General features: G+C 59.7%; 13 protein-coding genes and 1 pseudogene. 10 read left to right on the forward strand and 4 right to left on the reverse strand.

Annotated elements, in window-relative coordinates; all coding sequences use genetic code 11:
- Positions 1–91: 91 nt before the first annotated feature.
- Together PY650_RS16975 and PY650_RS16980 are read right to left on the reverse strand one after the other, a co-directional pair.
- On the reverse strand, positions 92–493 hold the full coding sequence (locus PY650_RS16975; RefSeq protein ID WP_285880581.1) for a hypothetical protein: 402 nt from the start codon (positions 491–493) through the stop codon (positions 92–94).
- A gap of 22 nt (positions 494–515) precedes the next feature.
- Positions 516–947: a hypothetical protein gene (locus PY650_RS16980; RefSeq protein ID WP_285880583.1), complete on the reverse strand. Its 432-nt coding sequence runs from the start codon at positions 945–947 to the stop codon at positions 516–518.
- Positions 948–1,021: 74 nt separating this feature from the next.
- On the opposite strand from PY650_RS16980, the gene PY650_RS16985 reads away from it, so the two are divergent.
- Positions 1,022–1,378, forward strand: coding sequence for a hypothetical protein (locus PY650_RS16985; RefSeq protein WP_285880584.1), 357 nt, complete (start codon positions 1,022–1,024; stop codon positions 1,376–1,378).
- Positions 1,379–1,381: 3 nt separating this feature from the next.
- Positions 1,382–1,999 (forward strand): PIN domain-containing protein, encoded by a 618-nt coding sequence (locus tag PY650_RS16990; protein ID WP_285880585.1) that lies wholly within the window; start codon positions 1,382–1,384, stop codon positions 1,997–1,999.
- Between the two features lie 482 nt (positions 2,000–2,481).
- Here PY650_RS16990 and parE read toward each other — a convergent pair whose 3' ends face one another.
- Positions 2,482–4,545, reverse strand: a complete 2,064-nt coding sequence (gene parE, locus PY650_RS16995; RefSeq protein WP_285880587.1) for a DNA topoisomerase IV subunit B — start codon at positions 4,543–4,545, stop codon at positions 2,482–2,484.
- A 200-nt stretch (positions 4,546–4,745) separates the two neighbouring features.
- Here parE and PY650_RS17000 point away from each other — a divergent pair, with 200 nt between their 5' ends.
- The 4 genes from PY650_RS17000 (at position 4,746) to pyrG (ending at position 9,025) form a co-directional block, all read left to right on the forward strand.
- Complete coding sequence (locus tag PY650_RS17000; protein WP_285880588.1) at positions 4,746–5,642, forward strand: alpha/beta fold hydrolase domain-containing protein; 897 nt, start codon at positions 4,746–4,748, stop codon at positions 5,640–5,642.
- 139 nt (positions 5,643–5,781) lie between these two features.
- A complete protein-coding gene (gene tpiA / locus PY650_RS17005) occupies positions 5,782–6,552 on the forward strand; it encodes a triose-phosphate isomerase (protein WP_285880589.1) in 771 nt (256 codons plus the stop codon).
- 115 nt (positions 6,553–6,667) lie between these two features.
- On the forward strand, positions 6,668–7,252 hold the full coding sequence (gene secG, locus PY650_RS17010) for a preprotein translocase subunit SecG (protein ID WP_285880590.1): 585 nt from the start codon (positions 6,668–6,670) through the stop codon (positions 7,250–7,252).
- A gap of 144 nt (positions 7,253–7,396) precedes the next feature.
- Positions 7,397–9,025: a CTP synthase gene (gene pyrG, locus PY650_RS17015; RefSeq protein WP_285880591.1), complete on the forward strand. Its 1,629-nt coding sequence runs from the start codon at positions 7,397–7,399 to the stop codon at positions 9,023–9,025.
- Here the strand turns inward: pyrG and ftrA are convergent.
- Positions 8,988–10,024 (reverse strand): annotated as a pseudogene (ftrA, locus tag PY650_RS17020) (transcriptional regulator FtrA). The gene pyrG and the pseudogene ftrA overlap by 38 nt on opposite strands.
- A 65-nt stretch (positions 10,025–10,089) precedes the next feature.
- Between ftrA and PY650_RS17025 the strand changes: the two are divergent.
- The 4 genes from PY650_RS17025 to PY650_RS17040 all read left to right on the forward strand — a co-directional run bounded on the left by PY650_RS17025 (position 10,090) and on the right by PY650_RS17040 (position 14,158).
- Positions 10,090–10,482 (forward strand): rhodanese-like domain-containing protein, encoded by a 393-nt coding sequence (locus PY650_RS17025; RefSeq protein ID WP_285880592.1) that lies wholly within the window; start codon positions 10,090–10,092, stop codon positions 10,480–10,482.
- A gap of 142 nt (positions 10,483–10,624) precedes the next feature.
- Complete coding sequence (locus tag PY650_RS17030; protein WP_285880593.1) at positions 10,625–11,674, forward strand: HoxN/HupN/NixA family nickel/cobalt transporter; 1,050 nt, start codon at positions 10,625–10,627, stop codon at positions 11,672–11,674.
- Between the two features lie 83 nt (positions 11,675–11,757).
- Positions 11,758–12,285 (forward strand): FecR domain-containing protein, encoded by a 528-nt coding sequence (locus tag PY650_RS17035; RefSeq protein WP_285880594.1) that lies wholly within the window; start codon positions 11,758–11,760, stop codon positions 12,283–12,285.
- A gap of 13 nt (positions 12,286–12,298) precedes the next feature.
- Positions 12,299–14,158: a CHASE2 domain-containing protein gene (locus PY650_RS17040; RefSeq protein ID WP_285880595.1), complete on the forward strand. Its 1,860-nt coding sequence runs from the start codon at positions 12,299–12,301 to the stop codon at positions 14,156–14,158.
- The last annotated feature ends 6 nt before the right edge of the window (positions 14,159–14,164 follow it).

Raw genomic sequence — 14,164 nt, forward strand, 5'->3', positions numbered from 1 at the left:
TTCTGCTGCTGAGCCGTGCTTGGCTGCTGCGCAGGTAGGTTAGGTTGCCGCGGAGCCGCGGGCACGCTTGGCGCTGTAGTCGCCAGCGAGATCATGCAGAAGCCATTCGGTCGCGAAATCTGCCTGTTGTCCACGAAGAGACCTGCGTTCCAGCTATCAAACTGGCCAGATTGCAAGCTGACGCGCTCAGGCGATCCGGGTGCGACCGATATAACGTAGCGGGGATCGGGGCCATAGTGTAGTTCCGGCCACCGTTCGGCGACTTCGAGATGTACCAATACGGCTGACCACCGCTCAAATGGCGGATTTCGTCATTGTCCTTGTAGAAGGCAATTTCGACTGCTCTGGCATTTCCAGGCTCAACGGCCAGATTATAACCGATCGATGCGCCATTCTTCTTTGATACGAAACCACAGACTATTGCGCCTTCGGCGTGAGCGATACTGACGCCACCCGCCACTACGACGGCAGCAACGAGCAAGGTCCTGATCAATTCAAAGCTCCTTTCTTAGTTGTTAGGGCTCCGAGCCCTGGAACGGGACGAGAATTGTATTTTCCCAACTTCTTAAATCGCTGGCATCAAGCCGCGCGCCATCGCGCGACCCGGTCAGCAACAGTTTGGCAAGCACAGCGCTTGGCGTGCCGGCTTCCTTCATGACGCGCGCAAGTTCGACTGACGCGGCCATGGTGGCAGTGGTTTCTGTTCCGTCGATTGCCAGCGTATGAACGTACAAGGCACCAGAAGGAATGTGCTGACCACCCCTTGTGCCGCCGACCTCCACCACACGTTTGGTGGCGGCTGCGAACATGACCACGCAGGCCGATGCACAGACCGACCCAGCGCGAACCACTATCGTCGTGGGAATGCCTTTGGCCTGGGCAGAGAACATTCCCGCAGCGATCTGCCGCGCGGCATAGACGTTGCCTCCAGGTGTATCGACAAACAAGATGACGCCACTCCCATTGAAAATCGCTGGCTCAGAAGGTATATAGGAATGGTGTATTTCTATAGGAGTCTGCGATGTCCTCTACAGTTTCGGCGAATGTCGATGGCAGAACGGCCGTGAAATTGAAGGCGGTGGCCTCGATGGAAAACAGGTCCATATCGAATGCGGTTTCCAGCGCAATCACAGTATTCGTTGGGCTACCCAAGGGTGTCCGTGATTTCCTACTCGAGTTAAACGCACAGAACGACCAGGACACTATCAACAGGCTTGGCCGTGAAATGATGGCAGCGGCGGCGCGAGTTCGCCTTGAGAAGGCAACCACCGACCTAGCATCCGAGCACCGCTTCGGCGGGCCAGAAGAAGTGTCCCGCGAGATCGACATGTTGGAAGAAGCGACGGCCCTCGCACGTGCCGCAGCGCACCGGAAGTAAGACATGGATCGTCCTGTCCGAGTGCTGCTCGATGTCAACGTCTTCGTCGGCAACATAATGGCGCACGACCGTGGTCATAAAGGGACTGCAACCCAAACTCTGGTGTCGATGGTTAGCAGCCAAAAATGGGGCATAGATGACAGAGCTCAGCTAGTCATCTCGTTCGAGATGATCGAAACCCTCGAGACGGTTCTCCGTCGGCTGCAGTTCACGGAAGACCGAATTAAGGCGTATACCAGCTCCATTATCGACATCATGAAATATGGGCCAGATTCGCTCGATCCCTATCTTATTTTGGGCGGAGAAGAGCGCTTCGCCATGTCTGACGCAGAGGATGCAGGCGTGCTAGCTACGGCCTTTGGCGCCAAAGCCGACATTCTTGTTACGGACAATTTGAGGGATTTTGCGACCAAGGACGTTTCTGTCGTAGACACGCAAGTGGTGAACACTACTCATTCGGGCCAGCGAACCCTTCAGGCTTTAAGATATGAGATCGGCAGTGCGGATCTCATTGTCGCGCACCCGTTCGATGTAATGCAATGGATGCGCTCGGGCTATGATTTTACGCCGGCCACCCTCTGGAACTCCATTCACCAGCCCGGCAATGAACCTGGCCTATGATTGTGGGCAGCGTTCTTACTCTTGCAGTTCTGGTGGCACTTGCTACGTAACCTCCGATCAAACTGCTCCAGCGCCGTGAGCGTACCGGCACGATAGTACCTGCACGACAAGGCAAACCGCCAGGCAGTGGAAAGCTATCCGCCTATCGGGATTTCCTGGTCGCGCAGCGGGCTTACCAAATCACGACGAGCGCCACGGCGAACAATCAAGCTTACTAGCGCATCCCGCGACAGACGAACAGGTAACATCGGACTTCGCATCGGCACCTTACTCTTCGGCTGTACTTGGGCGCGATCGACCTCGCGAGATTCCCCCTAGTCGGATACTCGCCGTCACTGGCAGCAGAAGATCTCGGCTCGTCTTTCAATAAATCCCAGGCACGTCGAAGGTACCTGGGATTGTGTTTTATGTAGTTGGCCAGTTTTGCCTTTAAGAATGGCCAGTTTCAGCGGTATTTGGCCAGGACCAGCTTGGGTTTCTCATCAGATATCCAGGTTCTCTGCAAATGCCGCGCGCTCCTGAATGAACCGGAAACGCGCATCGGCCTTGGTGCCCATGAGATTGTCGACGGCTTCACGCGTGCCCTCGAAATCCACTTCGTCGATCTCGACGCGCAGCAGCGTGCGTCTTTTCGGATCCATCGTCGTTTCCTTGAGCTGGGCGGGAAGCATTTCGCCAAGGCCCTTGAAGCGGCTGATCTCGATTTTGCCTTTGCCCTTGAACTCGGTCTCCATCAGCTCCAGCCGATGGGCGTCGTCGCGGGCGTAGATGGATTTAGACCCCTGCGTGATCTTGTAGAGCGGCGGCACTGCCAGAAAGAGATGGCCGCCGCGGATCAGCTCAGGCATTTCCTGATAGAAGAATGTGATCAGCAGCGAGGCGATATGGGCACCGTCGACGTCAGCATCGGTCATGACGACAACGCGCTGATAACGAAGATCCTCTTCGCGATATTTCGAGCGCGTGCCGCAACCGAGCGCCTGGATGAGATCGGCGATCTGCTGGTTGGCGGACAGCTTTTCGCGCCCGGCGCTGGCCACGTTGAGGATCTTGCCCCGTAGCGGCAGAATCGCCTGGTTGGTGCGGTTGCGCGCCTGCTTGGCCGAGCCACCGGCCGAGTCACCTTCGACCAGGAAGAGTTCGGCGCCCTCGGCGATATTTTGCGAGCAATCGGCAAGCTTGCCCGGCAGGCGCAGCTTGCGCACAGCCGTCTTGCGATTGACTTCTTTTTCCTTGCGGCGGCGCAGGCGTTCCTCGGAGCGCTCGATCACCCAATCCAGCAGCTTTTCAGCCTCGGCCGGATTGTCGGTGAGATAATGATCGAAAGGATCGCGCAGCGCGTTTTCGACGATACGCTGCGCCTCGACCGTCGCAAGCCTATCCTTGGTCTGGCCGACGAATTCCGGTTCCCGAATGAAGATGGAAAGCATGCCGACGCCTGAAATCATCACGTCGTCGGTGGTAATGCCGGCCGCACGCTTGTTCTGCGTCATCTCCGCATAGTTCTTCAGCCCCTTAGTCAGCGCGATGCGCAGGCCTGCCTCGTGCGTGCCGCCTTCCGGGGTGGGGATGGTGTTGCAATAGGAATGGATCTGCGGATCGCCGCCATACCAGGTGATCGCCCATTCCAGCGAGCCATGGCCGCTGGCCTTCTCCGACTTGCCGGCGAAGATCTCGCGCGTGACGGTGAACTCGTTGCCCATCGTCGCCTTGAGGTAATCCTTCAGGCCACCGGGGAAATGGAAGACGGCCCTTTCGGGAAATTCGGCGCCCGCCGGCACCAATTCGGGATCGCAGCTCCAGCGTATTTCGACGCCGCCGAACAGATAGGCTTTGGAGCGCGCCATCCGGAAAACACGGGCCGGATCGAATTTGGCATGCTCGCCAAAGATCTGCGGATCGGGATGAAAGCGGGTGCGGGTGCCGCGGCGGTTATGGACATCGCCGAGTTCCTCCAGACCGCCCTGCGGGATGCCGCGAGAGAAGCGCTGGCGATAGAGCTTGCGATTGCGCGCCACCTCGACTTCGAGATCGTCAGACAGCGCATTGACGACGGAAACGCCGACGCCGTGCAAGCCGCCGGAGGTCTCATAAGCCTTGCCGTCGAATTTACCACCGGCATGCAACTTCGTCATGATGACTTCGAGCGTCGATTTGCCCGGCACCTGCGGATGGTTTTCAACCGGGATGCCGCGGCCGTTGTCGGTGACGGTCAGATAACCCTTCTGGTCAAGATAGACTTCGATGAAATCGGCATGGCCGGCGACGGCCTCGTCCATGGAATTGTCGATGACTTCGGCGAAGAGATGATGCAACGCCTTCTCGTCCGTGCCGCCAATATACATGCCGGGGCGCATGCGCACCGGCTCCAGTCCTTCGAGGACGCGGATTGAATTGGCGCCGTATTCGTCTGCGGCCGAGGTTGTCGGCGCCGTACGTGGAGGCGAGGCGGCCCCGGGCTTTTCAGCCTTGACGGCCGGCTTGTCCGCCGCTTCCGGTTTCGGCGAAAGGGGCAGTGCGGAAAAGAGATCGTTGCTGTTATCCATGGAACTGTTCAGATTTGTCCTTGACGGGGTCATACCCCAAAATCACCGCATTTGCCGTCAGTTTCGCGAATCACCGTGATTCTGCCAGAAACAATGCGCGAGCGCGATGGCGCCCCTGTGACGGGGCAAATTCGGAAAAAAGATTTGCGTTGCCGGGCTGCGAATGGCAAGCCCGTGGGCCTAGCGAGGGAAGTGTCCGCATGCGAATGTCCACAACTCATTTGTCGATTTTAGCCGCAATTGCGGCGTTTTTGCCATTGGCGGTCGCCACGGGCGCCGCCGCCGAAGTGCTAAAGCCCTTCAAAGATGATCTTTTTTCCAATCAAACGGTCCTCGAAAGCCATGACAATGGCGCATTCCAGACGATTGACTACCAGGAAATGCGAGATATAAACGGCCGCGACGAGGTGCCGGAGCGGCGCGTCAAGCCGGCCTATGTCGCAACCGGCGTCAGTTGGAAAGCGCAACAGGACGAGACCTTGCCGCTCGGCGAGCGCAAGCTCGACGTCACCCGCATCGGCCCTCTATCCGAGCAGGCTTTTACGGTGATCTTCATCCACGGCCGCGGCGGCGACCGCAGGCTGGGGTCGAACGACTATGCGTTCGGCGGCAACTTCAACCGGCTGAAAAACCTCGCTTACAACAATGGCGGCACCTACTATGCCCCAAGCGTAAAAAGCTTCGATAGCGACGGCGTCGCCGATATCGCGGCCCTGATCCGCTATTCTTACGAGCAATCCGGCGGCAGACCAGTCATCCTCACTTGTGCCTCGATGGGTAGCTTCATCTGCTGGGGCATCACCCGCGACGCCGAAAGCGTCAAGCGCCTGAAGGGAATGGCGATTTTAAGCGGGGTGACCGATCCGGATTTCGTCAACAGCCCTTTCTACAAGGCGAAACTGCCGATCTGGTTCACCCATGGCAGCAGGGATCCCGTCTACGCCGCCACCAATCAGGAAGCTCTGTTTGAAAGGCTTTACAAGGCGAATTACCCGACGCGGTTCACGCTGTTTGCCACCGGCAACCATGGCACGCCGGTTCGCATGACCGACTGGCGGAAAGTGCTGAATTGGATCATTGATCCACAGCCGTCATAACTCTCTTCGAAAAAATTTCGAATTATTTTCGGAAAAGCGATTTTTCAAACGATTTGAACTCCTTCCGGCCGCTTTCGACAACTTTTCTTTCCGCCCTAGTTTTGTTAGTGCGGCACAGAGGTGACGGGGGAAACGCGGAATGACAAATAAAATACGGCCGCTTTTGGCTGGAAACTGGAAGATGAATGGCACACGGGCGAACCTCGACCAGATCAAGGCGATCGCCGAAGGCGTCAAAGCGCCTCTGTCCAAACAGATCGACACTCTGCTCTGCCCGCCGGTAAGCCTGCTCTATGTCGCAACAGCACTCTGCGACGATAGTCCGCTGGCGATCGGTGCACAGGACTGCCATCAGCAAATCAGCGGCCCGCATACGGGCGATATCTCCGCTGAGATGATCGCCGACTGCTTCGGCACACATGTCATCGTCGGTCATTCCGAGCGGCGCAGAAACCATGCCGAAAGCGATATGTTGGTGCGCGCCAAGGCGGAAGCGGCTCATGGCGCGGGATTGATCACCATCATCTGCATCGGCGAAACGGCCTATGAGCGCAATAGCGGCCAGACGCTGGACGTCCTGAAGCGCGAACTTAGTGCTTCGGTTCCAGAAAGTTCGACGTCGCAGACAACCGTTGTCGCTTATGAGCCGGTATGGGCGATCGGCAGTGGCCAGCTTCCCACTCGTGCCGATATCGAGGAGGCGCATGACTTCATGCGCAACGAGCTCATCGAACGCTTCGGCGCGGACGGCGAGCAGATTCGCCTTCTTTACGGCGGCTCGGTCAACGGCGACAATGCCGCCGAGCTGCTCGCGATCCAAAATGTCAACGGTTTGCTCGTTGGCGGCCACAGCTTGAAAGCCGTCGACTTCCTCGCCATCTATGGCGCATTCGAACGGCAGTTCGCCTGAAGGTTTAACTTGCCTGGGTTCCAGTCTCAAAAGGACTTGGAATAGGCGAAAGCCTCATGTAAAGAGCCGCGAGCTTTTCTTTTTAATGCCCGCGCCGGTGGGCAGGACTGGACCTATGCAAACCGTACTGCTTGTCATCTATCTCATGGTTGTCATCGCCCTGATCGGCGTGGTGCTGATTCAGCGCTCGGAAGGCGGCGGCCTGGGCATCGGTGGCGGATCGGGCTTCATGTCGGCACGCGGCACGGCCAATGCGCTGACCCGCACGACGGCTATCCTTGCGGCGTTGTTCTTTGCATTGGCGCTGGGGATGAATGTTTACTCGCGCTTCGAGGGACGTCCGACCGACATTTTGAACCGTATCCCGAGCACGGCGGGTCAAGGCAACGGCATTCTCGATTCGCTCGGCGGCCAGAAGGGCACAGCGCCGGCAGGCGGCCAGTCAAAGCCGGCCAATAGCAACGGCATCCCGAACAGCGGCGTTGTTGCTCCGCAATCTCAGACGACGACGCAGCCCGCGCCGACGACCACTCAACAGGCTCCGGCCGCGACCACGACGCAGCCGGCTCCGGCGACTAGCGGCCAGGAGACTGCGCCGGCCACTAGCAGCCAGCAGGCGCCTGCAGCCACCGGCCAGCAGACGGCGCCGACGACGACAGCGCCCGCCCAAAGCGGCAACGGCGTTCCGACCGGCCAGTAAGTCCGGTCAGCTACTAAAATCCTCCGGCAGGTCTTCGGATCTGCCGGTTTTGTTTTGTCAACATTCCGCGTTCTATCTCCAAAATTCCGGAAACGAATTTTAGGGCTGGCGGAATCATTCGTGAAAAGGTATCCGGTGACTCCCATGGCGCGATATGTATTCATCACTGGCGGCGTGGTTTCTTCCCTCGGAAAAGGAATTGCGGCCGCGGCTCTCGGAGCGTTGTTGCAGGCCCGTGGTTATCGGGTCCGCCTTCGCAAACTCGACCCCTATCTGAACGTGGACCCGGGCACGATGAGCCCGACCCAGCACGGCGAGGTCTTCGTGACCGACGACGGTGCGGAAACCGACCTCGATCTTGGCCACTACGAGCGCTTCACCGGCCGCTCGGCCACCAAAACGGACAACATCACCACGGGTCGCATCTACAAGAACATCATCGACAAGGAACGGCGCGGCGACTATCTGGGCGCAACGGTCCAGGTCATTCCCCACGTCACCAACGAGATCAAGGATTTCGTCACCGAAGGCAATGACGACTATGATTTCGTCATCTGCGAGATCGGCGGCACGGTCGGCGACATCGAGGCCATGCCATTCATGGAGGCTATCCGCCAGCTCGGCAACGACCTGCCACGCGGCTCGGCCATCTATGTCCACCTGACGCTGATGCCGTATATCCCGGCCGCCGGCGAGTTGAAGACCAAGCCGACGCAGCATTCCGTCAAGGAGCTACAGGCGCTCGGCATTCATCCCGACATTCTGCTGGTGCGCGCCGATCGGGAAATTCCCGAGGCTGAGCGCCGCAAGCTTTCGCTGTTTTGCAACGTCCGCCCGTCCGCCGTCATCCAGGCGCTCGATGTCGCCAACATCTACGACGTGCCAATGGCTTACCACAAGGAAGGCCTCGACAATGAGGTGCTGGCCGCTTTCGGCATCGAGCCGGCGCCAAAGCCGCGGCTCGAACAATGGGAAGAAGTCTGCAACCGCATCCGCACGCCGGAAGGCGAGGTGACCATTGCCATCGTCGGCAAATATACCGGCCTCAAGGATGCTTATAAGTCACTGATCGAAGCGCTGCACCACGGAGGCATCGCCAACCGCGTCAAGGTCAAGCTCGAGTGGATCGAGTCGGAGGTCTTCGAAAAGGAAGATCCGGCGCCCTATCTCGAAAAGGTCCACGGCATCCTCGTGCCCGGCGGCTTTGGCGAGCGCGGCTCCGAGGGCAAGATCCATGCGGCGCGCTTCGCCCGCGAGCGCAAGGTGCCCTATTTCGGCATCTGTTTCGGCATGCAGATGGCCGTTATCGAAGCGGCTCGCAATCTCGCTGGCGTCGATCAAGCGTCCTCCACGGAATTCGGTCCAACCAAGGAGCCGGTCGTCGGCCTGATGACGGAGTGGCTGAAGGGCAACGAGTTGCAGAAGCGGCAGGCATCCGGCGACCTCGGCGGCACCATGCGTCTCGGCGCTTACAGGGCGGCGTTGACGAAGGGCTCGAAAATCTCCGAAATCTATGGCTCGACTGACATTTCCGAACGGCATCGCCACCGCTATGAAGTCAACATCGACTACAAGGAACGGCTGGAAGATTGCGGTCTTGTCTTCTCCGGCATGTCGCCGGACGGCGTGCTCCCGGAAACGATCGAATATGCGGATCATCCGTGGTTTATCGGCGTCCAGTACCATCCGGAATTGAAGTCCCGCCCGCTCGAACCGCACCCGCTATTTTCGAGCTTCATCGAAGCGGCGACGGAGCAAAGCCGACTGGTTTAAGGGCGGCAAATCGCTTGCGGTAGTCACTCGGGCTGACCGCAAGCCTTTCACGAAAATGATGGCGCATGGTGGCGAGCGATCCAAATCCGCTCGCCACCGCCACATCATCCAGCGAAATGGCGGTCCGCTTTTCGAGCAGATCCCGGGCGCGTCGCAGCCGCTCGCTTAATAGCCATTCGCCCGGCGCCATGCCGGTTGTCGCCTCGAAACGGCGCTGGAATGTCCGTACGCTCATGCCGGCACGCGCTGCAAGCGCAGCAATGGGCTGTTCCTCCTGCAAACGCTCGCGCGTCCATTCGAGCAGAGGACCCAAGCGTGCTCCCTCGCGCTGTCTTAGAACCGGCGTCTCGATATATTGCGCCTGACCGCCTTCGCGATGGGGCGGCACCACAAGCCTGCGCGCGACACTGTTGGCGATATCAGGCCCGAAATCCCGGCGCACCACATGAAGGCAAAGATCGATGGCAGCGGCGCTACCGGCGGCGGTCAGCACGCTGCCTTCGTCGACATAGAGAACATCGGCATCGACGGTGATATCGGGATAGCGCTCAGCGATGGAGCCGACATAGCGCCAATGAGTCGTCGCCTTTTTGCCAGCAAGCAACCCTGCAGCGGCTAGGACCGCAACGCCCGAACATAGCGACTGATACGTACGCCCCGGCGGCTGGCCGCCTGCAGCTCTATAATCAACGCAGCCGGGACAGGTGTTCCAATGCCGCGCCAGCCGGGCACCACAATCAGATCGGCGTCGGCAATGACCTCGAGCCCGTGGTCTGCCTTAACGGTAAGCCCACCGGCAGCGCGCAGCGGCCCGTCCTCGATCGCGCAGGCGCTAAAGCGGTACCAATCGGCGCCCATCTCAGGGCGCGCGAGACCGAAGATTTCGTAGGCGACGCCGAATTCGAACGTGCATAGCCCGTCATAAACGAGAGTGACGACATGTGGGCCGAGAAGATTGGGGCTAGCGGAATTTGGCATGATGTTGACGCTATATGGCATTCCGGCCAATTTCAACGGTGGGTTCACTCAGACATGAATGCGTTGAACCAAAGAAGGAGCGTTCTATGTCCCTAGTCAGTGAAATCCCCGCCGCTGCGGCGAGCCTCGTTGCCGAATACTATGCCCAAAAGTTAGCCTTCGAGACCGATTGCTCCGACGTGCGCCAGGCGATGACGTCGGGTAATGCGGACTTCGTGCTGATCGACGTTCGCGGGCCTAGCCTGTTTCAGCAGCGGCATATCCCCGGCTCGATCAACCTCCCGCATGGCAAGATGACCGCGCGGTCAATGGCGCAATGGCCTGACGATACGCTGTTCGTCGTCTATTGCGCCGGACCGCATTGCAATGGCACCGACAAGGCGGCGCTGCGCCTCGGCAGGCTCGGCAAGCGCGTCAAGGTCATGATTGGCGGCATCTCCGGCTGGAAAGACGAGGGCAACCCGTTCGAAATCGGCTGACAGATTGACAAGGCAAACCCGGCATCTGGCGGGTTTGCCCATTTTGCAGCAGCGCGAAAAACCTTGGAAGCTACGTTACTTGACTGTCGCGCCGCTTCCCGTTCCATGGCACTGTGCGCGTACGCATAACGGGAACCAAGGTATGACCCTCAATCCATTTGACGATCGCGTGGAAAGAGCGACGGCCAAGATAGCCTTCACTTTCATGCTGCTGATCGCATTCAATGTTGCCGCATGGATCTCGGCATGGGCCGCCTTCGCTCACAGGCCGTCGCTTCTGGGTATCGCTTTTCTCGCCTATATGTTTGGGCTTCGTCACGCCTTCGACGCCGATCATATTGCCGCGATCGACAACGTCGTGCGCAAGCTGATGCAGGAAAGGAAACAGCCATATGCAGTCGGCTTCTTCTTCTCGCTCGGCCATTCCTCGATCGTCGTCATCGCATCGATCGTCATAGCCGGGGCGGCGGCTGCAATGCAAAGCCGGCTTGTTTCATTCCACGAGATCGGAAGTGTCATCGGCACGGCGGTCTCGGCCGCTTTCTTGCTTCTGATCGGCATTGCTAACCTGTTCGTCCTCAAGGGTGTGTTGTCAGCCTTCAACCGCGCGCGAAGGGGCGAGGGGATTGCCGACGAAGACCTCGATGCTTTGCTGGCGGGCGGCGGTTTCCTGGCGCGCGTCTTCCGGCCGATGTTCAAGGTGGTGACGCGGTCCTGGCACATGTATCCGATAGGTTTCCTCTTCGGTCTCGGGTTCGACACGGCGACGGAAATCGGCTTGCTCGGCATTTCGGCGGCCCAGGCGGCGCAAGGCATGTCCTTCTGGACGATCCTCGCCTTCCCGGCGCTCTTCACCGCAGGCATGACGCTGATGGACACCGCAGACAGCATATTGATGACCGGCGCCTACGGCTGGGCTTTCGTCAAGCCGGTGCGCAAGCTCTGGTACAATCTGACAATTTCGGCGGCTTCGGTTGCCGTCGCCATCTTCATCGGCGGTGTCGAGGCGTTAGGGCTGATCTCGGACAAGCTCGGTCTCGAAGGAGGCGTCTGGGGCTTCATCGGTGATCTCAATGACAATCTCGCCAATTTCGGCCTTGCGGTCGTCGCCATCTTCCTTGCGAGCTGGGTGGTTTCGACCATCCTCTACAGAGCCAAGGGCTACGACAGCTTGCAGATCAACCGCTCCTGACGCATCATTCATCGATTTATATTGCAGCGGCAGGAATTTATCGCCCGTGGCCACAGGCTATATTCGTTGAGGGGGCACAAGCCATGATCCAGACAACGAGTTTTCTCGGCGCCGCCGTCGTCGTCGTTCTGTGCGCTGTCGAGGCCAATTCAGCGCTTGCGCAAACCACGGGTTGTTCGCTGCGACCAGCCGTCAGTGCCCAACGCCAGACCCTGAATTGCGAGCCGGGCCTTATTATCACCATCGAACGCGGAGCAAGTTACCAGCTCTCCGACCGCAATCGCGATGGCCGGGTCGATGCCATCGTGCTCAATAGCAGGGCGGCGCTGGTCGATGTCGATAGCGCCCGCATTCGGGGCGGGTTCGAAGTGGTGACGCCGCAGGCAATTGCTGCCGTGCGCGGCACGCGATGGGCGGTTGATGCACAACGGGGCAAGACATCCGTGCTGGTGCTGCGCGGCCGCGTCGCCGTCAACAAGATTTCGACCGGGGAGGGCGTTACGCTTCGACAAGGGCAGGGCGTCGATGTTGATCGCGGCCGTAGTCCCCTACGCGTCACTTCCTGGGGACAAGCTCGTATAAACGCACTGATGGGCCGCCTCGGCCAGTGAGATCCTGACGTCCATGCCAAGACCACCGCTGCACACGCTGATTGCGCTTGTCTTGGCTGCCGCTTGGGGTGCAGGCCTCGGTGTTGCCCATCTGCGCGGCGACATTCCGCTTATCGACGGCGCCGAAGCGACACTGACGAATTTCAGGAATGTGCTCGTCGGCGGCCGGCCAGCGCCCGATGTCGTTACCATCGTCGCTATCGACGATGAAACAGCGCGTCAGGCCGGCCACTATCCTCTGCCCCGCGCAACCCTCGCGAAGATCGTCGATGCTATCGCCGCGCAAAAGCCGAAAGCGATCGGGCTCGACATGCTATTGGTCGATCCCGGCACGGAGGCGGACGATGCGGCGCTGGCGCAATCCCTGAAACGGACCAATGCCGTGCTGGCCGCCGCCGGCGTCTTTCCCGAGAGCCGTCAGCGTGTTGCGGAAGACGGCAACGAGCCTCTTGCGCGCGTGCCCAGCGCCCTGCAATTCCTGGAACCACAGGAGCGCTTCGCGCAAGCCGCGACCTATGGCGTCGTCAATGTCCAGACCGACAAGACCGGGACGCCTCGTTACGTGCCCATGTTGTTTCGCAGCGGCGAGCGGATCGAACCGTCCTTCTCGCTGCGCCTCGTCTCTGCGGCGACCGGTGAGCATACAGCGGTCATCTCCGACCAGATCAAGATCGGTGACCGTTCGGTGCACACCGATACCGGCTATCTCATGCCGCTATTGTTCTACGGTCCGCGCGGCACGATCCGCACCATCGGCGCCAATGCGGCGTTGAACGGGCAATTACCGGAGGAGACGATCAAGGACCACATCGTCATCATCGGCGCAACCGTCACCGGCGGTGGCGATGTCTTTCCCACGCCCTTCGATCCGGTGTTGCCGGGCGTGGAGGTCATCTCCACATCGGTTACTCATTTGATCGCCGGCGACGGGTTGATCCGCGACCGCGGCGTGCGCCTCATCGATCTCGGCTTTGCCATTGGCCTGCCCCTCGTACTCGTTGGCCTGATTGCCTGGCGGCGCAACACCATCGGCCTGATCATGGCGCTCTGCGTCATCCTTGCCTGGCTGTCGATCAACCTCAGCGCCTTCAAACACGGTATCTGGCTAAGTGCCGCCATGCCGATCACTGCGGTCATGCCGCCGGCGCTGCTGTTCGGCGCCGCGCAGCTTTGGCTAGGCCGCAAGCAGGCCAAGCATTTTGAGCAGCAGAGCGAACTCTTGCAGCGCATTCAGGCGCCGGGCCTTGCAGAATATCTTGCCCGCGACCCCGGCTTTTTGGCTGAGCCGGTCAGGCAGGAGGCCGCTGTCGTCTTCATCGATCTCAACGGCTTCACGGGCCTTAGCGAAGCGATCGGCCCAACGGCGGTACGCGAGCTGCTGAACGGCTTTTATGATCTTGTCGATGAAGAAGTGACGGCCTGTGGCGGCGCCATCACCAGCTTCATGGGCGACGGCGCGATGATCCTCTTCGGCCTGCCGCAACCGAGACGGCACGATCCCGCCGATGCGGCGCGCTGCTGCATTCGCCTTGCAGACCGGATGAGGGGCTGGCTTGGAACGCTGCCGGAGGCGATCGTCTCTCGCATCGGCTTCAAGATCGGCGCGCATTTCGGCACTGTCGTCGCCTCGAGGCTCGGCGGCAGAGGCCGTCAGCAGATCACCGCGACCGGCGACACCGTCAATGTCGCCAGCCGCCTGATGGAAGTGGCCGCCCGCAATAAGGCCGAGATCGCGATCAGCAACGACCTGCTGCTATCGGCAGGACCCGACAGCGAGCCCCATCTGGAAGGCAGGCTCGATGGTCCGATCGAGGCAAACTTGCGCGGTCGCACAAGATCGCTGGCCGTCTGGCTGTGGCGCAGCCAGAGATGATTTGGA

This window comes from Martinezella calliandrae, from assembly GCF_030272695.1.
Classification (GTDB): Bacteria; Pseudomonadota; Alphaproteobacteria; order Rhizobiales; family Rhizobiaceae; genus Rhizobium; species Rhizobium calliandrae.